General features: G+C 29.6%; 40 protein-coding genes. 20 read left to right on the plus strand and 20 right to left on the minus strand.

Translation table 11 applies throughout. The features are described from left to right. Positions 1-32: 32 nt before the first annotated feature. The 16 genes from STERM_RS14135 (at position 33) to STERM_RS14205 (ending at position 6,850) form a co-directional block, all read left to right on the plus strand. Complete coding sequence (locus STERM_RS14135; protein ID WP_012860282.1) at positions 33-647, plus strand: ERF family protein; 615 nt, start codon at positions 33-35, stop codon at positions 645-647. Continuing rightward, positions 647-1,024 carry a single-stranded DNA-binding protein gene (locus STERM_RS14140; RefSeq protein ID WP_012860281.1) on the plus strand — a complete coding sequence of 126 codons (378 nt, stop codon included), beginning with the start codon at positions 647-649 and terminating at the stop codon, positions 1,022-1,024. The genes STERM_RS14135 and STERM_RS14140 overlap by 1 nt, the downstream gene beginning before the upstream one ends. A 47-nt stretch (positions 1,025-1,071) precedes the next feature. Continuing rightward, complete coding sequence (locus tag STERM_RS14145; protein ID WP_012860280.1) at positions 1,072-1,347, plus strand: hypothetical protein; 276 nt, start codon at positions 1,072-1,074, stop codon at positions 1,345-1,347. Positions 1,348-1,355: 8 nt separating this feature from the next. Next, complete coding sequence (locus tag STERM_RS14150) at positions 1,356-2,192, plus strand: pentapeptide repeat-containing protein (protein ID WP_012860279.1); 837 nt, start codon at positions 1,356-1,358, stop codon at positions 2,190-2,192. Between the two features lie 37 nt (positions 2,193-2,229). After that, positions 2,230-2,499 (plus strand): hypothetical protein, encoded by a 270-nt coding sequence (locus tag STERM_RS14155; protein ID WP_012860278.1) that lies wholly within the window; start codon positions 2,230-2,232, stop codon positions 2,497-2,499. Between the two features lie 8 nt (positions 2,500-2,507). Continuing rightward, entirely contained in the window at positions 2,508-2,663 is a 156-nt protein-coding gene (locus tag STERM_RS22260) for a hypothetical protein (protein ID WP_012860277.1), read from the plus strand. Then, the gene (locus tag STERM_RS14160; protein ID WP_012860276.1) at positions 2,653-2,997 is read left to right on the plus strand and encodes a hypothetical protein; all 345 of its coding nucleotides are present in this window, start codon (positions 2,653-2,655) and stop codon (positions 2,995-2,997) included. Before STERM_RS22260 ends, STERM_RS14160 begins: the two co-directional genes overlap by 11 nt. Then, positions 2,994-3,254 (plus strand): hypothetical protein, encoded by a 261-nt coding sequence (locus STERM_RS14165; RefSeq protein ID WP_012860275.1) that lies wholly within the window; start codon positions 2,994-2,996, stop codon positions 3,252-3,254. Before STERM_RS14160 ends, STERM_RS14165 begins: the two co-directional genes overlap by 4 nt. Further along, complete coding sequence (locus tag STERM_RS14175) at positions 3,255-3,635, plus strand: YopX family protein (protein WP_012860274.1); 381 nt, start codon at positions 3,255-3,257, stop codon at positions 3,633-3,635. 1 nt (position 3,636) lies between these two features. Further along, entirely contained in the window at positions 3,637-3,840 is a 204-nt protein-coding gene (locus STERM_RS14180) for a hypothetical protein (protein ID WP_012860273.1), read from the plus strand. Continuing rightward, positions 3,800-4,312 carry a hypothetical protein gene (locus tag STERM_RS14185; protein WP_244407177.1) on the plus strand — a complete coding sequence of 171 codons (513 nt, stop codon included), beginning with the start codon at positions 3,800-3,802 and terminating at the stop codon, positions 4,310-4,312. The genes STERM_RS14180 and STERM_RS14185 overlap by 41 nt, the downstream gene beginning before the upstream one ends. Beyond that, entirely contained in the window at positions 4,312-4,503 is a 192-nt protein-coding gene (locus STERM_RS14190) for a hypothetical protein (RefSeq protein ID WP_012862309.1), read from the plus strand. The genes STERM_RS14185 and STERM_RS14190 overlap by 1 nt, the downstream gene beginning before the upstream one ends. Then, on the plus strand, positions 4,500-4,676 hold the full coding sequence (locus STERM_RS22265; RefSeq protein ID WP_012862310.1) for a hypothetical protein: 177 nt from the start codon (positions 4,500-4,502) through the stop codon (positions 4,674-4,676). Before STERM_RS14190 ends, STERM_RS22265 begins: the two co-directional genes overlap by 4 nt. Next, positions 4,673-4,999, plus strand: coding sequence for a hypothetical protein (locus STERM_RS14195; RefSeq protein WP_012862311.1), 327 nt, complete (start codon positions 4,673-4,675; stop codon positions 4,997-4,999). The genes STERM_RS22265 and STERM_RS14195 overlap by 4 nt, the downstream gene beginning before the upstream one ends. A 159-nt stretch (positions 5,000-5,158) precedes the next feature. Further along, complete coding sequence (locus STERM_RS14200; RefSeq protein WP_012862313.1) at positions 5,159-5,341, plus strand: hypothetical protein; 183 nt, start codon at positions 5,159-5,161, stop codon at positions 5,339-5,341. A gap of 99 nt (positions 5,342-5,440) precedes the next feature. Next, the gene (locus STERM_RS14205; RefSeq protein ID WP_012862314.1) at positions 5,441-6,850 is read left to right on the plus strand and encodes a recombinase family protein; all 1,410 of its coding nucleotides are present in this window, start codon (positions 5,441-5,443) and stop codon (positions 6,848-6,850) included. A 313-nt stretch (positions 6,851-7,163) separates the two neighbouring features. On the opposite strand, the gene STERM_RS14210 is transcribed toward STERM_RS14205, so the two are convergent. From STERM_RS14210 to STERM_RS14225, 4 genes are all read right to left on the minus strand, one after another. Continuing rightward, complete coding sequence (locus tag STERM_RS14210) at positions 7,164-7,379, minus strand: hypothetical protein (RefSeq protein WP_012862315.1); 216 nt, start codon at positions 7,377-7,379, stop codon at positions 7,164-7,166. A 129-nt stretch (positions 7,380-7,508) separates the two neighbouring features. Continuing rightward, positions 7,509-7,904, minus strand: coding sequence for a hypothetical protein (locus STERM_RS14215; protein ID WP_012862316.1), 396 nt, complete (start codon positions 7,902-7,904; stop codon positions 7,509-7,511). Positions 7,905-8,063: 159 nt separating this feature from the next. Further along, a complete protein-coding gene (locus STERM_RS14220) occupies positions 8,064-8,270 on the minus strand; it encodes a DUF6440 family protein (RefSeq protein WP_012862317.1) in 207 nt (68 codons plus the stop codon). A gap of 88 nt (positions 8,271-8,358) precedes the next feature. Continuing rightward, on the minus strand, positions 8,359-8,574 hold the full coding sequence (locus tag STERM_RS14225; protein WP_012862318.1) for a hypothetical protein: 216 nt from the start codon (positions 8,572-8,574) through the stop codon (positions 8,359-8,361). 397 nt (positions 8,575-8,971) lie between these two features. Between STERM_RS14225 and STERM_RS14230 the strand changes: the two genes are divergently transcribed. Continuing rightward, positions 8,972-9,586 (plus strand): GNAT family N-acetyltransferase, encoded by a 615-nt coding sequence (locus STERM_RS14230; protein ID WP_012862319.1) that lies wholly within the window; start codon positions 8,972-8,974, stop codon positions 9,584-9,586. A gap of 297 nt (positions 9,587-9,883) precedes the next feature. On the opposite strand, the gene STERM_RS14235 is transcribed toward STERM_RS14230, so the two are convergent. After that, entirely contained in the window at positions 9,884-10,099 is a 216-nt protein-coding gene (locus tag STERM_RS14235; RefSeq protein ID WP_012862320.1) for a hypothetical protein, read from the minus strand. Positions 10,100-10,271: 172 nt separating this feature from the next. Then, on the minus strand, positions 10,272-11,081 hold the full coding sequence (locus tag STERM_RS14240; RefSeq protein WP_012862321.1) for a MerR family transcriptional regulator: 810 nt from the start codon (positions 11,079-11,081) through the stop codon (positions 10,272-10,274). Between the two features lie 292 nt (positions 11,082-11,373). Between STERM_RS14240 and STERM_RS14245 the strand changes: the two genes are divergently transcribed. Next, the gene (locus STERM_RS14245; RefSeq protein WP_012862322.1) at positions 11,374-11,718 is read left to right on the plus strand and encodes a hypothetical protein; all 345 of its coding nucleotides are present in this window, start codon (positions 11,374-11,376) and stop codon (positions 11,716-11,718) included. 186 nt (positions 11,719-11,904) lie between these two features. Beyond that, positions 11,905-12,255: a hypothetical protein gene (locus STERM_RS21370; RefSeq protein WP_012862323.1), complete on the plus strand. Its 351-nt coding sequence runs from the start codon at positions 11,905-11,907 to the stop codon at positions 12,253-12,255. A 60-nt stretch (positions 12,256-12,315) separates the two neighbouring features. Here the strand turns inward: STERM_RS21370 and STERM_RS14255 are convergent, their stop codons facing one another. From STERM_RS14255 to STERM_RS14305, 14 genes are all read right to left on the minus strand, one after another. Next, positions 12,316-13,326, minus strand: a complete 1,011-nt coding sequence (locus STERM_RS14255; RefSeq protein WP_012862324.1) for an RNA ligase (ATP) — start codon at positions 13,324-13,326, stop codon at positions 12,316-12,318. Positions 13,327-13,427: 101 nt separating this feature from the next. Continuing rightward, positions 13,428-13,568 carry a hypothetical protein gene (locus tag STERM_RS22270; RefSeq protein ID WP_012862325.1) on the minus strand — a complete coding sequence of 47 codons (141 nt, stop codon included), beginning with the start codon at positions 13,566-13,568 and terminating at the stop codon, positions 13,428-13,430. A gap of 314 nt (positions 13,569-13,882) precedes the next feature. Beyond that, positions 13,883-14,086, minus strand: a complete 204-nt coding sequence (locus STERM_RS22850) for a DKNYY domain-containing protein (protein ID WP_081439641.1) — start codon at positions 14,084-14,086, stop codon at positions 13,883-13,885. Positions 14,087-14,237: 151 nt separating this feature from the next. Beyond that, on the minus strand, positions 14,238-14,498 hold the full coding sequence (locus STERM_RS14260) for a hypothetical protein (protein WP_012862326.1): 261 nt from the start codon (positions 14,496-14,498) through the stop codon (positions 14,238-14,240). Between the two features lie 382 nt (positions 14,499-14,880). After that, entirely contained in the window at positions 14,881-15,735 is an 855-nt protein-coding gene (locus tag STERM_RS14265) for a lysophospholipid acyltransferase family protein (RefSeq protein WP_012862327.1), read from the minus strand. A gap of 224 nt (positions 15,736-15,959) precedes the next feature. Next, positions 15,960-16,328, minus strand: a complete 369-nt coding sequence (locus tag STERM_RS14270) for a hypothetical protein (RefSeq protein ID WP_012862328.1) — start codon at positions 16,326-16,328, stop codon at positions 15,960-15,962. A 352-nt stretch (positions 16,329-16,680) separates the two neighbouring features. Further along, a complete protein-coding gene (locus STERM_RS14275; RefSeq protein WP_012862329.1) occupies positions 16,681-16,953 on the minus strand; it encodes a hypothetical protein in 273 nt (90 codons plus the stop codon). Between the two features lie 313 nt (positions 16,954-17,266). After that, entirely contained in the window at positions 17,267-17,389 is a 123-nt protein-coding gene (locus tag STERM_RS22725; RefSeq protein WP_012862330.1) for a hypothetical protein, read from the minus strand. Positions 17,390-17,404: 15 nt separating this feature from the next. Then, a complete protein-coding gene (locus tag STERM_RS14280) occupies positions 17,405-17,623 on the minus strand; it encodes a hypothetical protein (RefSeq protein ID WP_012862331.1) in 219 nt (72 codons plus the stop codon). Positions 17,624-17,793: 170 nt separating this feature from the next. Continuing rightward, on the minus strand, positions 17,794-18,255 hold the full coding sequence (locus STERM_RS14285; protein WP_012862332.1) for a hypothetical protein: 462 nt from the start codon (positions 18,253-18,255) through the stop codon (positions 17,794-17,796). A gap of 153 nt (positions 18,256-18,408) precedes the next feature. Beyond that, positions 18,409-18,774, minus strand: a complete 366-nt coding sequence (locus STERM_RS14290; RefSeq protein ID WP_012862333.1) for a hypothetical protein — start codon at positions 18,772-18,774, stop codon at positions 18,409-18,411. 85 nt (positions 18,775-18,859) lie between these two features. Further along, a complete protein-coding gene (locus STERM_RS14295) occupies positions 18,860-19,441 on the minus strand; it encodes a TMEM175 family protein (protein WP_012862334.1) in 582 nt (193 codons plus the stop codon). Positions 19,442-19,476: 35 nt separating this feature from the next. Then, complete coding sequence (locus STERM_RS14300; protein WP_012862335.1) at positions 19,477-19,668, minus strand: hypothetical protein; 192 nt, start codon at positions 19,666-19,668, stop codon at positions 19,477-19,479. Between the two features lie 135 nt (positions 19,669-19,803). Further along, complete coding sequence (locus tag STERM_RS14305; RefSeq protein ID WP_012862336.1) at positions 19,804-20,226, minus strand: DUF5362 domain-containing protein; 423 nt, start codon at positions 20,224-20,226, stop codon at positions 19,804-19,806. Positions 20,227-20,468: 242 nt separating this feature from the next. Between STERM_RS14305 and STERM_RS14310 the strand changes: the two genes are divergently transcribed. Further along, a complete protein-coding gene (locus STERM_RS14310) occupies positions 20,469-21,122 on the plus strand; it encodes an XRE family transcriptional regulator (RefSeq protein WP_012862337.1) in 654 nt (217 codons plus the stop codon). The last annotated feature ends 894 nt before the right edge of the window (positions 21,123-22,016 follow it).

Below are 22,016 nucleotides of genomic sequence, written 5' to 3' on the forward strand. Positions count from 1 at the left end.
AATTTCAAAATAAATATCAAGGAGGAATAGATATGTCAATTTATGAAAAGTTATCTAATATACAGCAGGAATTAATAGTACCGAAAAATCAAAGAAATGATTTTGGTGGATATAATTTCAGAAGTGCTGAAGATATACTAACTGCATTAAAACCACACTTAAAAGAACAAAAAGTTACTATATTCTTTAGTGATAGTGTTATTGAAAAAGGAAATAGAATATATGTTGAAACTACACTAAACTTTGTAGATATAGAAAACGGTGAAAAAATAGAAACAAAAGCCGCAGCACGTGAAGATGAAGAAAAGAAGAAATATGACGGTTCACAATTAACAGGTTCAAGTTCATCTTATGCAAGAAAATATGCTCTTAATGGATTATTTGCAATTGATGATGTAAAAGATAGCGATTTTACGAATACTGGCGAAAACAACAAAGCAAGCGAAAAATCAGCAAAAAATCCTAAACGAGATGGACAAATCAAATTTATTAAGCAGCATCAAAAGGAATACCAATCATATATAACAGAATGTCTAAGCAAAGCCGGAAAGGAAACTATTGAGGAATTAGACGATAAACAAATAGACTACTTAAAAAATAACATTGCCAAGAAATTAGGAAGTCGAAATAAGGAAGGAGTGGCATAATGAATTTAGTTACTTTAATGGGAAGATTAACAAGGGATCCGGAACTGAAATATTCTCAATCAGGAAAAGCTTTCACAAAATTCAGTATTGCAGTAACAAGGGAATTTAACAGAGATGAAGCAGATTTTATAAACTGTATAGCTTGGGACAAAAGAGCAGAAACTATCTGCGAGTATTTAAGAAAAGGCAGAAGAATAGCACTACAAGGTAGATTAAGTGTGAGAAACTATGAAAAAGACGGAGAAACTAAATGGATTACAGAAGTTATTGTTGATAAGTTTGACTTTATTGATTACCAAAAATCTGATACTGAAGAAAATGATAATTATGAGCATAATGATGCTCCAGAATCAGATCCGGAGGAATTTCCATTTTGAATAAATAAAAATAGAGTGTAGCGACCGCTGCACTCTTAGGAGGAACTATGAATGATACTCAGATAGAAAAAGTTAAGTTTTTCAAAAAAGAACGTGACCGTTTAAACGCCCGTAGCAGAGCTTTATCTATGTCAAAGGTTAATTGTGTAAGGATAACATTAGGAAGTCGAACAGAGGGCAAATATGACTATGAAGAAGCATTTTTTGATGATGAAATAACTGTATCAGTCATAAAAGAATTTGTAAAACTTTTACAAGAAAATGACGAAATAAATTTTGAAAAATTGAAAGCAAAATTAAAGCACGTAAAAATAAAATTCTAGGAGGTAATATGAAAAAAGCATACAAAGTATTCGAACCAGATTGGATATGTAGGGATTATGACTATAAAAGAAATGGAAATGTAATAGGCGAAATATATGAAATGGATGGAGAAATTGAAATATGTGAAAGAGGTTTCCATTACTGCCCTAAATTAGTTAATTGTTTTAATTACTATGGTTTTAATAGCAATAATAAAGTAGCAGAAATAGAAATTTTAGGTGACATAAAAAATGATGGTGACGATAAAGAAGTTACTAATAAATTTAAGATTATAAGAGAATTATCATGGCATGAGGTACTTGAATTAGTTAATGTAGGTTCTGGCAATACAGGAAACAGGAACTCAGGAGACTGGAACTCAGGAGACTGGAACTCAGGAGACGGGAACTCAGGAGACTGGAACTCAGGAGACTGGAACTCAGGAAACTGGAACTCAGGAAACAGGAACTCAGGAAACAGGAACTCAGGAGACTGGAACTCAGGAAACTGGAACTCAGGATATCTAAATACTATTACACCTGATACTATACTAGTTTTCAATAAAGAGTGTAGCCGAGAAACATGGAATAAAGCTATTAAACCTGATTTCATGTATTTCGATGTTTTAAATAAGTTCATTTATACTTGTGACATGACAGATGAAGAAAAAGAAAATAATCCTGATTATGAAGCTTTAGGCGGATGTTTAAGAAAAATGACATATAAAGAAGCATGGAAATATAGCTGGAATAATGCTAATAAAGAAAATAGAAAACTTATATTAAAGCTGCCAAACTTTGACAATGAAATTTTCAAAGAAATAACAGGAATAGATGTTTGCAAAGAGCTTGAAATAGATAAATAATTCTGAGGGGATCACTCCCCTCTTGATTGGAGGAATGATGAATTTTAGAGAACATAAAGAAGAAATAAGAAACTGGATAAAAAATAACATTGAGAAAGATGATTATATTTTAATAGGTAAAAACTCAATAAATTTAACAGGATATTTTGATTCTGGCAGAGTTAATCATGCTGAAATATCTGAAATATCTGAAAAATTTGAATTTAGAATAATATTAGATGGCGAGGAGCCTATTTTTGAGATAGATTACGAAGATATGAGTTTTATATTTAGTCTAATAAAATTCTTATATACATTAAAATCTTAGGAGGAAAGATGGAAGAACTTATTTGTGATAACTGTAGATTTGCTGTAGATTACGAAGCAAGAGAAGGAACATATTACTGTTTCTTTTATGAAGGTACTGTGGAACCACATGAAACTTGTGATTGTCATGAATTGAGAGCAGAAAGGAGCAGCAATGACGACTGATAAAGCTAGAAAAATATTCAATGAGTACTTTACATATAAAAATTTAAAAAAACAACATATATACTTATTAGTTTACTTTGTTCAAAATGAACTGGATAATTTTGAAAATAAATCAATGGAAGTTATCAAAATAAATATAAATATGAGAAAGAACGGACTTAAATTTGCAGAAATATTAGTAAAAGGTAGTAATTTTAAGAGCCGTGAAGGCATTACTTTCAATCAAGATGGATTTGTAGGCTTTGCCGGATGGGCTGATTCAGAGAATTGGAAACCTTTTGTTATTGGATTTTGCAAATGGATAGATTATATATTAATGAAGGAGAAGCTATGACTTTTAAAGACAAGGAAAAAGAAATAGAAGAACTTATTGATGATGAGGAAATATATAAAAATTTCTCAAGTATAAATGTTTCAGGAGATACTTATTTAGAAGCTGAATTATCTGAAACATGTGAAAGTATTGCTATGATTTATAGAAAAAATAAAGTACATCTATATAACAGCTTCTTAAACAGTCTAACAATAGAAAATACAACTGCTATTTTAGACCTTATGAAAAAAATTAAACGGATAATGGATGGTGAATAAATGAGAGAGATTAAGTTTAGAGCGTGGAGTAGCGGAAGAAAAGAAATGGCAGAAGTAGAGAGCATTCATTTTAAGGGTAATGCTGTATATTTAATATCTAAACATCTAAGACTTGTAGCTAATTTAGATGAGACAGAATTAATGCAATTTACAGGGCAAAAGGATATGAATGGTAAGGAAGTTTTTGAAGAAGATATATTAAAACTGGAAAACGGAGATTTTGGCATAGTTCAATATAACAATTTAAATTGTAACTATTATATTCAATTAATCAATTACCCTTTTAATGTAGCAGTAGAATTCAAGAAAGTATTTTCATATCAATCTAAAGTTGAGATTATTGGAAACATATACGAAAATCCTGAGTTGCTGGAGGTATAACATGGGTATATTGCTAGATAAACTAAACATAAAGGAACTATCGGACACAAAATTAAGAGATGAGATTTTAAGGGCGGAAGAACAGATAAAAATTCTAAAACTAACGGAAAAAGAATATCAAGGATATTTAAGAATGCTAGAGGCAGAAAGAGAAAAACGAGCAATTGAACAAAACAAGAAAATCAACGGATATGGGAGGTATTGAAATGCAAACAAAACACATAGAGAAACTGGAAGAATTAAAAGGGTATGAGTGGGAATACCATGGTAAAAAGTTTCTTCTCACCGGACAAGATTATCTTGTCTTAAAACAAACAGATACTTTTGATAACAAAGGATTATTATGTTGTATCTCTTTAAGATTCATAGGCTTAGAAAACCTCGCAGAACTAGAATTCTACGGACTCAAAGTGATACTTAACGAAAAGCCTAAGCTTACGAGGAAAGAGAAAATACTTATAGAGTGTCACGAAGATGAATTTTTCATAGCAAGAAGCGAAAATAATAGTTTATGCATATTCGAGAAAATGCCACAGCAATGTTCATTAGGTCACTGGGGCAGAATTTGGGGTGATGACAGACTTGTAATAAACAGCGAACTATTCCCCTTCATCACATGGGAATCGGGCAAAGCTTGGAGTAAATCAGAGCTTATGGAATTAGAGGTGACAGAGTGATGACAGGAAGAGAAATTGATTTAATTCGTAAGTTAGCAATGTTGGTATCAAAAAGAACTTACTATTATTTAAAACTGGAAGAAGAAACAGACCAATTAAAAAGAAGCGAATATACTAATAAAATTTTAGATTTAAGAGAAAAAATAAGTGATGTAGAAGCAGAACTTATGGAATTAGAGGTGGTGGAATGAAAACAGATATTACTATGAAAGACATGTCTACTATGTATGGAAAAATGATAGATGTTTTACTTATAATAAAAGAAGCATTACCGCCTAGTGTTTACAATGAAATGACTGAAAATAGATGCACATTGTTTGATTTTATCTCAGCGTACAAAAAATATAAGGGGGTAGCGGAATGACAGCACTAGAAAAGTTTAACGAAATTAAAGGACTGGAGAAATTGAAAAAAGAATATCCTTGGTCTGATTTAAAAGTTTCAGAAGACACTAACTACCCTAAAACTATGCTAATAATCGAGCCAAAGTGTTGTTTTCAACACGATTTTTTACACAGTATAACTTTTGAATATGATGAATCTATCGAAGAGATGAGAACGCCTTACATAACTGCTTTCGTTGGGTATAATTCAGATGTTTACGATACTGCACTTAGTATTTGCCAACTTGAAGAAACCATCAATTTTTTAAAAGAAGTAAATAAAATCTTAGGATTGGAGGACTAACATGTGGATATGCAAACTGTGTGGCGGTCTAATAGGATTTCAAAATGCTATGACACATGAAGGATATAGTGTTATTCATTCGGTTGTGTGTCTTGATTGTGGTAATACTAGTAAGGCTGGCGTAAAAGAAATAGCTTATTGGGTTGAAAAGGAGGACTGATGAAAGAAATACTTATAATTATAATATTGTTCATAATAGTAATATATTTAGTGGTGTTTGGAATATATCTACTATACACAAACAAGAAACGGAATGAAGATTACAAAAGAATGAAAAAAGAAAGTGACGAACAATTTAATAGGGCTAAAAATAAGATACTGGATAGAGATTTAAAGAAATAAGGATGGTGATATAGATGAATAAGAAAGACAATATTAAATTAGCAATTATCAAAATGAAGGAACTGAAAGAGAAAATTGAACTGAAAAAAGGTGCATAATATGATTGAAGCTGTAAAATATACAAGAGTTAGCACAAATCAGCAGGATGCCCGTGGTTCCAAAGACGAACAGGATAAATTGATAGAGCTGTGGGCATCCAAAAATAATTATAAAATTATAGAAACATTTTCAGATACAGATCATGGTGATAAAGAAAATAGAGCTGACTTTAACCGCCTGAAACACTTCTTAATTCTTAATACTCATATAAAACATGTAATTGTACTTTATTCAGATAGATTTTCCCGCGATTATAAACAGGGAATGAGATTCCTTTTTGATTTTGATGATCTTGGTGTTAAAGTTATATCAGTTAACGAGGGAGAACTAAAAGCTGATGGAACTGTAGAAAGTTTAATATCCTCTTTCCGCTTCTCTCAGAATCAGGAAGAGAAAAATAAAATGGTAAAAAAAGTTACTGATAATATGTTCAACTATGCAGAAACTAATAGATACCTTGGCGGTTCTTTATCCCCTTGGTTCACTACAGATAAGGGAATTGTTAACGGTATAAAATGTAAAGTTGTTATTCCTAATAATGAAACTTGGGATTTTTACCGTAAAGTATTTTTAGATATGATTAAATATAGATCTATAAAAGAAAGCTGTAGAGTGAATAATTTGAAATACCGGACTGTTATTGATTGGTGTCTTATGCCAGAGCTTATAGGTTATCGAACATATGGAAAAAAAGGAAAAGTTGATAAAAATCATACAAAGGGCAGAAGAAAAGAATACCAAATATCAAGTGATAGAGTTTACCCAGCTATCCTCTCAGACGAAGAGTATGAAATAATTAAGGAAATTAGGCTTAAAAATAAACTTAAATACATGAATATTGAAAGAGAATACTTATACTCTACTTTCCTAGAATGTTCATGCAACGGAAAGTTTGCAGGCGAGAAGATCAAAAAATATAATGATAATGTTTTTCATTATTATAAGTGTGAGAAATGCGGTTCACGGTTTAATGCCGATAAATTAGAAAACTCCATTACTGAAAAAATATTATCAGAACCAAAGCTAAAAATGCTTAATGATTATCAGTTCAGAATTGCTGATATAATTGATGAAAAGATTCTCCTGGAAAAAAATTTAGATGAAAAATTAAAAGCTGAAGCTACAATAGCATCACTTATAGTAAAAGGCTTTATGAGTGAAGAAGCAGCAGAAAAAGAATTGAAAGAATTAAATAAGATAAAAGACAAAATAAAAAAAGAGATTCAACAAAAGGAAATTTTAATCACTGAGGAGACAAAAAAAGAGATTACGGAAGATAATATAGATACACTCAAATACTTGCTTAGAAACATAGATTTTGACCTTATAGAGGACTTAAAAGAAATACTACACTTAATAATTAGAAAAATAAAAATACATGATATTCATAACATAGATATCATTTTTTAAAAGAATGAGTTAGGGGAGATACGGCGTACTTGGGTACGCCACTTGTTAATCTTAATCAATTTAATTTGATTTCAAATTATAAATAAGAAAAAGAGTAGATTTATTCTACTCTTTTTAGTTTGCTAACATATTTTTCTATTCTGTTTCTAATATCTGCATGATAACATCTAATGTTTGTATCATATTATACCAATTCGTAGTTCTGTTTAATTTTTTCAAGCTTCTGTTTTATTCATATCATTTCCTCAATATCCCGTACTTCTCCTTGCGAAGGTAAAAATACTCATGTTAGTATTACTTTTGATGTAATTTATTATTTTTTTTGCAGTTTTAGTAAATATGTCAGAACATCTGCATTTGCTTTAGTTTTGAGTTCTTTTTTTAAGATTTTGAACTCTGATTCAATATACTCCTTTTCTGAATCATTTATCATAAATCTTATTATATTATCCCGCTTTAATTCATTAGGAAGCTTTTTAGCTCCGGCCCCTGCTCTTTTACCACCGCTTTTCCCTTTTATTCCAGCCATATTTTCTCCTTTCTTCAAAATAGGCGTATAAATTTTTTTCTTATAAGTTCATTTAATTCAGATAATTTAAATTTATCATGAAATTTTTTCGATATCTCTCATTATTTTTACTATTTTAACTATTATCTTTTAAAATCCTAAAAATAATGATGCTAATGTTACCAAACATATAGCATAAACACACCCGCTGAATGCCATGTGGAATATGTTGTGATAGTATCTTTTGTCATTTTCCACATTTTCTTCTAATGTATAAGAAGCATATGGTAAATATATCCATATTAATGCCAACATGGATATACCAAATCCGTATAACCTGGTACTGTATAGATGTCCCAATATTATAATTGACAATGCTATATTCAATCTTTTAAAATTATTATTGAAAAAATCTTTAACTTTAAAGGACGGAAATTTAAAATTGAACTGTTTTTTATCCTTCTTTTTATTTGCCTTTTTAATTGTTAATTTGTTTCTTTTAATAATACTTTCCACATCCGTGAATGCACTCTCCTTCTTTTTCATTATCGTCTCCTTCATATTTATTCAAAAATTCTAATAATGGATCTTATAATTTATTATACTACTTCATTTTGATTCTAACAACTGTTTCTTTCAAATGAAATATTTTTATAATAAAATTATCAGGCTTTATTTTTTGTCTTTACAAGAGATATGCACAAACTATTTAGCTTGATCTGGATTTTTCACCATAATACTTCCGTCAGAATTTAAACGTGGAGTAATCGCTATTCCCCCAGAAGCACCATGGATATTAATTTTTTCATAGTTTTCTACAATTAGATATTCTACTCCTGTTTCTGGATCAATCCAAGTTGTAATCCTGTTATAGGCTTGCAGTTGATCTTTTCGTCCATTCGATAAAACCATTCTTATTTCCTCCTTAAGTTTTTATAATGTAAATATTCTGTTAAATAAAAAGAGAATTTTAAAAATCCTCTTGACGCCCTTTCCCCCTTTAATATACACGAAAAATATCAATAATAGCATTTATAGTAGCAAGAGAACCGGCAATTAACCATAGTAATCCAAGATTTTTCCGTGTTTTTACAGCTTCTTCTACAGATTTATTTCTCATATTTTTAATCCATTTATCTGCATTTTCTTCATTAATATAAAACCGTTGAAAAATTCCTGCACTAATCATAATAATTCCACAAATTAACTTAAACATTCTTCTCCTTCCCAAACCAAATATTTATTGCTAAATTATAACTAATTCAATATTCAAAGTCAATTAGCCTGACTTTTAAAATTTTTTTCAATTAATTTACAGCTTTCTGTTTAAAAATATTTATTTCCTATATTTTACAATTCTTATTTTTTTCACCCTTAAGATTAGTATCAAAAATAAGCTCTAAAACTTTCATAAGAAAACTGCCAAGTGAAATTTTCTCCCAAAAAGAATCATAAATATTCTTAATCAAGCCTTTAAAGTTGATTTTGAAAATGGTATACTTATTATAAACAGGTTTTGAAAAGTAAGCAGGTCTGCCATTAGAGCTGTAATATTCTCTGCTGATTCAGAAATCATAAGAGCTGCTATACTTAAATTAACGGAGGTGTAACATATGGAAATTATAATTAAACCACTCACGGAGGAGCTTGCAGCAGACTACTTTGACTTCCTTGACAACCGTGCATTTACTGATAATTCTCCATGGGGCGGGTGTTATTGTACCGGCTGGCAAATGACAAAGGAACAGGAAAAAACCGAATTATTGGACAAAATGGAAGAAGGTTTTTCATACGGCGATGAAAATTTTGTACGTGTACTTCGCGAAATTGTTATACGGCAAATTACATCAAAAGCTTTACAGGGTTATTTGGCATATGTTGATGGTATATCAATCGGCTGGTGTAATGCGAACAGTAAAGCAAATTTCCCCCTTGAATCTGCAAACGGATTTCGGCTCTACGCTCCTGCTGAAAAAAAGGAAAAAGCAGTAGTTTGCTTTGAAATCTCCCCGGAATATCGTGGAAAAGGCGTTGCCACCGCTTTGCTAAACAGAGCCGTGGCAGATGCGAAAGCTGAGGGATATGTTGCCGTTGAAGGTTTTCCTCAAATACACACTGAAAGATTCGAATGGGACTATACCGGACCTGTCAGCTTGTTTGAAAAAGCAGGATTTACTGCCATTACAAAACAAGACGGCAGTATCATCATGAGAAAAGAGTTAAAATAACAGTCTATATTCTTAATCAGGGGAATGCACTCTTTTTATTTTCAGAGTTTTTCCAGTGCATTTTAGATGGCTAAATTTTTATTCTACACAATTTTTCTTACAAAGTGGCTAATAATAAATATACTAAAGATATTTTTAATGCATATTATTAAAAAAATAGATAGCTGAAAATTAATTTAAGAAGAGTATTTATTTATTAATATTCTAAAACTTAAATATAATCAATATTCCCCTGATATTTAAAAGAGAGCAGAATAATCTGCTCTCTTTTATTTTCACATCTGTAAGTTAATACACTTATCTGAATCTTGGCGGTCTTGAATTATTATGTCTATGATAAGGTATTCTCCTGTACTCATATCTTAAACATCTTCCCCGCCTGTCTCGTCTTATACATACTTTTTTATAAGCAGGTCTTCCGTTATTTGGTCTGTTATGTCTGTATGATCTTCCAAATCCTGCCGATGATATTGACATTAATAAAATCAATATTGCTAAAAATACTTTTTTCATATTATCCTCCAAATCATAATATATCTAAATCCTAACATTTCTGTGTGAAGATAATGTGAATTGTTACATTAATAGAAACTTTATTGTATATATTCTTTTTCCAATAATAAATCCATAAGTTCCTTAGTATTTGTTTCGAATAGATTTTATTAATACTGCCTTACTGTTTTTCTCATTTTTGCATAACCGGAACCTGAATTTCAGTCAGCCAGTCATTTTCTGATTCCTTATTCCAAATTCCGTCAATATAACTCTCTCTTGCATTATCTGCAACAATATATCCGTTTTCTTCTATCCATTTAAATATAAATGCATAGGCTGAACCAAAATCTTTATATGGACCCTTATGCATAACTGAAGCTACAGTAACTGCCGGAATTTTCTTAAAAATTATCCCGTCACTTTCTATTCCAAATTCGACCACAGCCTCACATACTTCAACATCAATATCCTTTTCTTTGTATTCACCATCATGATAAATATTAAAGCAATATTCCGGCTGAGCACATTTAAGTGTAGGATTTGCTGCTTTTACTTTTTTGCCTATAGACGGCACAAGCTCCATCAGTGTATTATAATTTTCGATAATTTGACGCTTTGAAAATACTATACACTCGGGAATTTCTTTGATAACTGCTTGATAATTCATGTTTCTACCTTCTTTCTTTTCTTTAATATAGTAATTTAAACGAAAGAGGCGGTTGATAATAATCCTGTATTCTGATTCAAGCTCTGCTTTTCGCTGTTCCAGAATTTTTTCAACATTGAAATTATTAAAAATACTTAGAATTTCAGGTATCGAAAAACCCATCTGCCTTAATGCAATAATTTCATGAAGATGAGAAAGCTGTTCTGTCGTATAATAGCGATATCCTGTTTCTTCATCAATATAAGCAGGTCTGAGAAGCCCTACCTCATCATAATGACGTAATGTTTTTATTGTGACTTTACCATGCTTTGAAAACATACCAATTTTATACATAATATACTATCCTTTCTTTCGTTAAGTTAAGTTTATATTCTCCCCTAACAGGAGAGTCAAGAATTATTTTCAATACTTTAATATTTTCCATTGATTATAATATTATAAAAATTGTTAAAAGGAAAGCATTTATGAAAAAACTATTATTGTTCAAAGCAGTATTTTTGAGAAATATAAAAAATTATCACTGCATAGAGTTCAGCTTTTTCTTTTTAATTTAAGAATACGCATTTCTTTTAATTATATGTTATAATTGCTTTAGATTTTATAAATTTTTTAGGAGAGTCAAATTATGAAAGCAATATTTTCTTTAATATTTACATTATTAACTTCATTTTCTTTCGGTGAGCCCAAAGATATTATTTCAAGTACAGGTAAAATTAATTTTGAGCTGTATAGCTGCTGTTATACCGAAAAAAAAACAGAAGTCTGCACTACTTGTGAAGATACATATATTATTTTAGATAATCCCGTTACATATAATAAACAGACATATACAAAGCTAAAAATTGAAAATGATGATTACCAAAATAAAATATATGATTTATATGATAAAAAAGTGAAAATTAGCGGAGAAATCCTCTCCTCTCAGAATGATGTTTTAATTATTAAATTAATAAGATTATCTTCTGACTAATTTTCATCTATTATGTTTACAAGCAGGCTGCCTGTTTTTATTATTCTCTATTTCTTTGATCTCAGAATTTCTGCACTATAAATGCTGCGAACAAATTCACAAAGTGCCTTGACCTGAAAATAAGGTCTTTTTTTATTGGAATAAATAAATTTTTCATGATATAATTTTTCTAAAAAGGAGAATACAATGCCAATAAAAGCAAAATATGACAAGGATAAAAATTCTTTTGATTCTTTGGATATGAATATTGAAAAACAGCTCAAGCAGCAGTTAGATGAAAAATTTCATCCTGATACTCCGGCTAAAAATAATATAATCAGAATTGATTTTAATATCCTTTTCCCGCCTAAATTCATCCAGATGCATACTAATGAAAAATTCACAAGTATAGATGATTTCTTTAGTGCTGTTAATATTTTTACACATGATGATTTAGAAAATATTCCTCAGGAAACAATTGATAATCATATAAAGAAATATACAAATTTCAATAACCTTCAAGACTTTTTAAACAATGCCCTGTCTTTTAAAGGTTGATAAAATCCCCAGCCTGAATAACTGGGGATTTATTCTTTTATTATCTATTTTCTTATATATTTATTTCTCTTTAAGTAAAAAATCATTATTTATAACTTTAAATGAAAGAAATTTCCCGTCTTCTGTATTTTCCTGACTTCTTATTACAATCCCTTCCTTATCCAGTCCGCTCGGATACTTCCCATTAGCTTTTTCAAGCAGTTCATCCAGTGAATAATTAAAGCTTTCTCCCTCTTCCTCCACCGGAACTGTTTCTAAGCCAAGATGTGCAATAATATCTCTGAAATCCCTATAATTATAATAAGTTGCTGTATCGATATCATAAACATTAAATATAAAAAATTTAGGTTTTTGTAATTTTAACCGGTTTTTCTGAATTTTTTCCCCGCAGTATTCGCCCTGCAGTGCAATATTTTTCCCGAGTCCTGTTAATTTTTCAGGTATTTTATACAAATGAGCAAGTTTCCAATAACCGCTTGCTGTCGTTTCTTTATATTCTTTATTTCTCCCGCAAACACCGACTTGTCCGTTGTTAAAATATATTGTACAGCTTGTCCCGTCCATTTTTGTCGCTATATAATATGGTTTGCCTGTCAGATCATCTATTAATTCCTGACTTGATTGAATACGAACCTCATCTGTTGTCGGAATACCATATGGCTTATCTCCTATTTCTATTCCAGCGGCTCCTTCTACTTCAGGCATCTGCCATTTTTTCACATTAAGCAGCTCTGTTATCTCAGTTCCTTCAGCTAAATTTTTGTATTCCGGAAAATCTTTAAGTGGCAGGAAAAGGCCCTGAGATATCTTCCCGCGTAATTTTGCAGTTTTTATCCGAAAACCCTCACCCATAATATCGTTTTTAGCATAACTGCTTTTCCTTAAAAATTCAAATTTTTCCATTATTGGTAAAAAACTGTCAACTTCAAAATAGATTCCAAAATCTCCTATCTTAAATTCTCCTTTTTTAACAACACATTTCCACCCCATAATTTCAACTAACTCTATAAAATCAGAATTCTCGATCGGTAAAATATTTTTGACTTTTTGAATTGTTACAAGCTTTCTCATAGTATATTCCTCCTTGAAGCTTAATTATATACTAATCAAAGCATTTCCACAAGGCTGAATATTTAATTTTTCCAAAAAGAAAAAGAGCCTTTGGCTCCCTTCTAATTTTTTATATTTTTACAGTATTCTCTTTTCAAAATCTCAAGTTCTGTTGCCAGTTCACCTAATCCGTCAGGATTCTCCAACAAAACATCTATTAATATACAACTATAGTATAAATAATCCATCTCTAAGTTTTCCATAGTCCTACCTACCTTTTCTATAATAATATTACTATCAAAACTTAGAACAAGTTATTTATAGCATATTTTTTTTAAAAAGAAAAGAAAAATTTATTTTATTAAAAATTTTGCTTCAATTTCACAACAATACAATTGAATGATATTATAAATAAAAAATTATTCAGCACAAAAATATAGAAAAATTATTTCGAATAAAAATTATTTTTCTCTTTCGCTTTTCCGTCTTTCAGAATTAAAAATGAAACCGGAACTGTCTTCTGTATTTTCGCTCTGAAATAATATACTGAATTTTTATCCATTGAAGAATCATAATTTTATAAGATTTCAAAACTATCTGGTTCCTCACTAGTCACACAGTAATTAAAATATATCCTGGATTTATCTTTAGCATATTCCCAGTACAAAACCATAAAACTATTCATATCAGCCCTATTTAACTTTACATCTTTATAATATAAATTTTTCTCATCTTTTGAATAATAACAATCTAAAATTACAAAAATTTTTGGATATTCTATATTCTACTTTTTTCTGTTAAGATATACAGCTTTTTTAAAGCTCGCATAATTCATGCCCCATTCTTATATATTTCGCAATATAACTTCCTCTCCCGAAGTTTCCGTTTTATATCTCCAGAAAAAGTTTCCTTTAAAATTCCCTAATCCGTTTCTATTTTTTATTTTTCAATAATCTGATTACAGAAACAGCTGTTATCCCTGCTCCAAAACCTAAAAGAGCCATTCCCAGTGTATTTTGACCGACTTCACTTCTGTTATTCTTTGAAATCATTTCTGCTGCTTCCTGTGCATTTGTAGCATTCATAGCAATATCCAGATTATCCTGACTTCTGTTTTTGCTGCTAAATGTTAAAAATCCTCCTATTACAAGAGAAAGTATTCCAATTCCCAATAAAATTTTTATTTTATCCATTATAATTACCTCCTGATTTTTAGTAATCTATTATTACTTTATGACTATTTATATTTTGATTACCCTGCATGCATTTATTGCCCGCACTTCTCTTCAATTATTATTTCATTTAAATTGAGATTTTTTTAAATGATACTTCTGTTATTATAATTTTTAAAATTATAACATATTTTTCAAAAATGAAAAAGTAACAAAAAACACATTTTTTCTTTCTAAATTATCTAAAAATTTAATACTTCTATATTTCTTCATGAATATATTCCTTTTTAAAATTACCTTATGTTAATATAACAGTGAAATTTTATATATTAACTGTTTTTTATTTCATATATACAACAAGAAAGTCTGGTTTTTACCAGACTTTCTTATTTTCAAAATATATTTAATTTTTCCATCTGTTATGCTGCCACATATACTCTCCCGGATTTTGCCGAATGACTTTTTCATACTCATAAAATAAATTCTGAACATTATGTTTTACAGTTTCTCTCAGATTACCCATCTTTTCAATTTCTATATTCTTAAGATAATTCAATTTTATCTTATATCCGTCATAATTCGAATAGGCAAAAAGAAGAGGTACCTTATATTTTATTGCCAATAAGATATTTCCTGCATTTGCTTTTGTCTTTTTTCCAAAAAATTCTACTTCCACATCATTCGAATACTGATCTGCTGCCAGTACAAGTATCCCTTTATTCTTAAATACATTTTGTATTTTTTCGTTAGAACCGTTTTCAATATTTTTCATTATTGAATTTGTCCCTGCTTTAGCTCTGCATTTTTCCATCATATCATTAATATACGGATTTTTCTGCTTTTTAAAAACAACATTAGTATCGTAATCTTTTCCCATAAAAAAACCTGCTTCAAAACCGGCCATATGTATTGTAGTTATGATCATTCCTCTGCCTTGAGCCATTAATTCTTTTACCAATCCATAGTTTTCTGCTTCTATATATCCTTTAGATACTAATTCTGTCAAAAATAAAGGAATGATAGTATTTTTAGCAGTACTTTTATATGACTCTATTGCTAATTTCTTTATTTCTTTCTCATCTTTTTCAGGAAAAGCTATTCTTAAATTTTTATTTGTTATATCTCTGCGTTTTTTTATTGCATAATATGTTAAGACTCCCAGAAACTCCAAAATTTTAAACCTTAATTTTACCGGTAAAATTCGTAATCCTGATTTTACTCCCACTACTAAAAAATATTCAACTTTATACTTCAACATTTAGCACTTCCTTAAATTTTATATATTATTATACAACATTTTATTGAATAAATAAAGGAATGTATAAAAAAATATCACTGGATTTTTCATTCGTTAATACTAATTTTTCTCGAATCAGTAAACTATTGTCTCGGATTTTTCAAGTATCAGCTTATCTTTTGTTTTTTAAAAAAAGAGCCTTATCTTTTAGGCCCTTATTCTTTCATATTTCAGTTTCTGCCTGATTAAGCCGTTCCCCTCTTACCATACCTGCTGCTTTTAGTCTCTATAAAATCATACATCGAAACTCTCATTATTTCTTCTGAATTTTCCATTACATATTCTGCCAGCTCTTTTTCATGCTTGTTAATAATTTTATATGATTCTGCATTATTAAATAATATAAAAGAATATTTCAGAATATATATTTCCTCTTCCACGAGCTGTTTAGTCCTGTTATATTTATGTTTTCTCAGCAGTTCCTTTATTCTCATGCTTCTATGATCATTTGGATAACGCGAACACCCTATTTTATTCAGCGTTTCTTCCAGCTCCTTTTTTGTAAAAAAACTAACATAAGCATTCTCTGCCTCACTCTTCATTTCATCTCTCATGATGAACACCTCCTGCTTTTTTTATGTAATGATTCTAACATTTAAATATAAATTTTTCTAAGCGGAATGCAGCTGAATAGGACTGTTTATAAAAATCCTCCATTAGGGTTTTTTAGTCATTTAAAACAATATTCTTTATTTTTCTCCGTTTTTCATTTTTTAAGAAAAAAAGAACCTCATTGCAGAGGCTCTTAAAAATACTTTTTCTTACATCATTTTCTTAATATTTCTTTCTCTTTCCCGGATCATTTTACTACAGCAGTTCTTATCAAAATACTGCTTTGTATTCTCATTATTATTTGATTTTAACCAGATATTTTAAAGATAACAGCAGCTCGTTACGCCTCACTCTTTATTCCATATCTTTTAATACATTCAGAAATTTTTCAATCCTTTTTCTTACGGTTTTATGATATGACCTTATATCACAGTCATTACCGTAAAGCTTTATGGTATATATCAAATTTTCCTCTTCTGTATATCTCACTGTATATGTAACTTTATCTATCGTAAATGTAACAGGAGCTGTGTGTTCCAAATACACAATTTCATGAAAAGATCTTTTAAACCATTTTTCAATTTCAAATATCTTCTTTACACCATTAAAAAAATAATATTCTGACATAAATTAACACCTCTGATTCTCAAAAATATATTTCGATTCTAACACTAATATATATTTTTTTCTAAGTTGAATACACATGAATAACAGTGTTCTTAAAAATCGTTTTACTGCTTTTATCACATTTAAAACAATATTTTAGTTTTTTCGTTATTTTTCTAATTTATTTAAGATATAAGCTCACCTTTTGTTATCTGTTTTTCTGTGTTTTTTTATATCCTGTAACCCTTCTCCGGTTTTCGAAGCTCTATTTCACATAAAAAAAGACTTTCTATCTCCGGATAATTTTATAATTCCGAATAGAAAAGTCTTTTGCTCATCCTATTATTATTAAAGGCGGTCTTTTTACCCTTACTCTTGTTCCTCTGTAACCGTCTTCCACTACTATACACGATGTTACTGCCAAAGACAGTATTAATACCATAAATAATTTTTTCATTCATTTCCTCCTTTTTTATCTTGCTTTATTCATATTCTGTGGTTTATTTTTTATGTTATTCTTTTTATTATTTACTACTTTCCTTGTTTCATATTTCAGACACTTTCCTGTCTTTCTGCTTTTTTGTACACATACCTTTTGTGTTACAGGCTTCTTTGCTGGTGTCGGCTTTGAAAATCCCACTACTGACAGCCCCATTAGTAACATTGGTATTATTAATAAATTCTTTTTCATTATTATCACCTCATATTTATTTTATACACTTATATTAACAGCTCTTTGTGGCATAATAGTGAACTGGGAGTGAATTTTATGTGAACATTTTTAATTCTCTCTGATTATTTTTTACAAAAATAAAGACAGGAACTCTTTGCTTCATTCCTGTCTTTATCATATAAATCTAACTATTTCTTTTTTTCGTCTTCTTTTGTCATCAGTTCCAATAAGGCATTTTTTTTGTCCGCTATCTGTTCAAAGTCATTTTTTTCCTTATTTATAAGTGCTGTCAGTTTCCCGTCTTTATATCCCAATGTTTCTAAAAAATTATTGTAATTTAAATAGGCTTCCGAGGCCTTATTTAAAATAACCTGAAAATCCGGATGACTGATTCCTGAGTTATACGGATGTCTTATTGAATAAGTTCTTGCACTATCCATATATTCATAACGTACCAAAGCCTCATATCCTAATTTTACCGATTTCAAAATAGTTTCATCTTTTTCCTTAATTATCTTCTCTTTTTCTGCAACTACCTTCTTAGTTTCGATAAGTTTTTTTCTATACTGCACTGCTTTAAAGGTCACTCCTCCAAAACCTATAAAACCTGCAATAATTACACCAAGCATAATCTTTTCCTTTTTGCTCACACAATCCCTCCATTTTTATGAATTTTTTTTACTGCTCCTGATTATTTTCATATTATTTAATTATACAGCATAGTATAGCACTTTATTCTGAAAATGAAAAACAGAGATTAATTAAACCTCTGTTTTCTTATTATTATAAAGAAAGACTCACACTTATAATTTTGGCGGTTTGTTTGGAAGCTGCCCGCCGTTATAATTTTCATATCTTATACACTGATTAGAATTTCTCTTTTTCTCTGCACAGTATTTTCCGGAATTACCTGTGCTGTTATTATTCCATCCCGGATTTCTGTCATTTGTATTATTGTTATTATTTCCAGGACGTGAATTATTGCCGGGACGGTTATTTCCGTTATTATGATTCTGATTGCCGCCGGGACGGCTGTTATTATTATGTCTATCTCCGTTATTGCTGTAATTTCCCGGTCTTCCATTATTATTCCTGTCATTATTCCGGCTAAAGCCTACCATAGAAATTCCCAACAAAACTATTAATATCAATGATCTATATCTTCTCATATTTTCACCTCGTCATAAATCTTATATCTGTATTATAAGGTTTACATATGAAGTTAATGTGAAGATTTTTAACTTTTATTATTTTTTATTCAAAAAAATTCATTTTTTCAATACGAGTATCGGGAATAATCCATAAAATTGCAGCACCTGTATAAATTATCATCGATACTGCCGGGGCAAATATTCCGAAAATAATCCCCAGTGTGTAAAGAAATGGTGAAATTAATCCTTTTTTATCCTTGCCCACAGCTTTTTTCAGTTTTGAATTTTTCCCCTGCTGACGGATTATTGAATTCTGTACTATATGGTATGCTATTGAACACATTAAAAGAATAAATCCGTATAACATAGTGGAAATATTTGAAAAATTTGTTTCTCCCATCCAGCTTGTAGTAAATGGTATTAATGAAAGCCAGAATAATAAATGTGTATTGGCCCATAAAATTTTCCCGTTTATTCTTTCTGCTGTTGAAAACATATGGTGATGATTATTCCAATATATTGCCACGTATATAAAGCTAAGCACATAACTGAAAAATTTTGGAAAAAGTTCTGTCAGTTCTGAGATATCCGCTTTATGCGGAGCCTTTAATTCCAGTACCATTATTGTAATAATTATTGCCAAAACCCCGTCGCTAAATGCTTCTACCCTGCTCTTCCCAAACATAACTCTACCTCACCTCACTACAGATTTCTGTTCTTTTATTCAGCTTCCCATTTTCCGTTTATATTTTTATAATTTGTAGTTTTACTCTTTGTACTTACACTTACTGTATCCCCGTTATCTTCCAGTTTAACTGCGCATCTGAAATTTACATTTTCATATTTTGCTTTTGCTTCATCTACTGAAATATCCCCTGCTTTTCCATTTAGTATATATTCTATTTTTTTCATTTTATTACCTCCGCATTTATTTTAATATATTATATCTTATTTAAATTTAAAAATTCAACCTATATTTTCCTTTGAAAAAATTTTGATTAAAAAAAATCCTCTGTTATAATCAAAATGATCTAACAGAGGTCTATTTTAATAGTAATAATCAGGCTGTGACAATGCTGCGATCATTGCACCCATAAAAAATATGCAAATAATAACAGAAACTACTATTCCTATAATTAAAAGTACCAGATAAATTTTTGAAGCATCTGAAAGTTCACATAACCCTCTTTTCAAATCCTCCCCGCTGGAATTCATTAAAGCATCTTTATAGGCCCCTCCGGATTTAAATACCTTTATTCCTACCAAAATTACAGGAACCCCTACTATTGCCGTAAATATACCAATACATAGAAATGCCCCGTATATAATAGCTAAAACTCCCATAACCTGCTGAAAAGTTCCCAAAAATCCCAATTTTTTCTTAAAAACCTCATCAAGCTGAACTGTCATTGGATTCTCTTTTGATGTGTCAAAACTACTCTTTGAATATAGTTCTTCTAAATCGTTCATTACTCCTCCTTAATTTTTTTATATTTTTTACACTTTTCTTTCATATTATATAATATTTATCTGCATTTTCCAAATAATTCTTTATTTAATCCATATTTATTAGCTAAAAAACAGTGCTTTCCGGCTATGAAAATATAATTATTTTTCAAAAAAACAATGCCAAAAGATAATTTTTTCTTTTTCTAAAAAATATATATTGCTTTTTTGCAAAAAAAGAGTTATAATAACATTGGGTGATATTTATGAATAAATTAGAAGCGCTTGGTAATAAAATCAGAGAATTGCGTGAGAGAAAAAACTGGTCTCTTGACAGGCTTTCAGAAGAGCTTGAGAAAGAAGATATCGATATTGTTCCTTCTACTTTATTTAGAATAGAAAAAGGACAGAGAAAAAAAATCGATACTCTCCTTCTCCTTGGTCTTTCCAAAATTTTAAATTATAATTTCTTTCAAATGCTCGACAGTCAGATTTTCAGATCTGAAGATTATATTGAAGTAGATGATCAGAAATTATATATTTACGGTTTTGCTTCTGCGGGAAACGGATATCTGGATACCACAGATTATGAAATTATGGAAGTTTCACTTCCAAAAAATATAAGACATAAAAAAGGACTTTTCGGAATTAAAGTTCACGGAGAAAGCATGGAACCCGAATTTTACAATAACGATATTCTTATCCTTGATCCTTCATGTCCTGAATGGGAAGAACTAAACAATAAGGTTATTGTTGTAGATCTGAACAATGAAAGATACGTAAAGCTTTTGAAGTATTATAACGACGGCAGAGCTTATCTTTTCAGCTATAATGAGATTTACCCCCCTATTCAGATCACGGAAAATGATAATATTAAATGTATCGGAAAAGTCGTTTACAGTTTTAGATCATACTCATAAAACAGATTTTTCTGGCAGCAAAATCTGTTTTATAGTTATCTAAATATTATATTTATAAAATTTATATTGACAAAAAGCAACAAAAATGTTATTATATATCTAACAATAAAAATCACCTTTCCATGAATCAAAAGTATATTTTTCCTGTTTTTAAAAAATAAAAACTTTTTCAATATACTTTTTATTTTTTATCTTTTTTTGCTAAAAGGCAAAATCATATTCAATAAGTTAATTAATTATTAAATATATTAACACACAAAATAATAAATCGAAAGCGGGGAATGAATGTGATAAAAATACAGATACGTTGTAAAACCTGTGGTAAATTGCATATGGAAATTGAGGTAGAGGGAAGAGTAAAATATGATTTTAAATGTAAAAGGTGTAAAAATACAAATATAGGAGTAATAACACAAAAATTTAACAGTACAACTTAAAATATCAGCGTCCCAAGCGGACCTTTCGTATAGAAATATGCGCAGGGTCTCTTTTTATTACCAAAGCTATCTTTGCAGGCTTATACAATACTAATAATTTTGAATAAAGTGATAATTTCTAAAAAATGTTTAATTTGTTCACACTTACTTCATATATTCCCTATATAATGAAATATACACATATATCATACATAATTATCATTAACTATTAGTTCTCATTTACATCATGTTTTCATTTTAAAAAATATAGTTTTTTATTTTCCATAAACAAAAAAATTAATTCTATTAATGAACGAAAGCGGGGAACAGCATGATAAAAATTGAAATACGATGTAAAACCTGCGGGAAACTGCATATGGAAATTGAAGTAGAAGGAAAAGTAAAGTATGATTTTAAGTGTAAAAAATGTAAAATTCAAAATGTAGGAATTATAACCAAAAAATTTAATCAAATACTC

This window comes from Sebaldella termitidis ATCC 33386, assembly GCF_000024405.1.
Lineage (GTDB): Bacteria > Fusobacteriota > Fusobacteriia > Fusobacteriales > Leptotrichiaceae > Sebaldella > Sebaldella termitidis.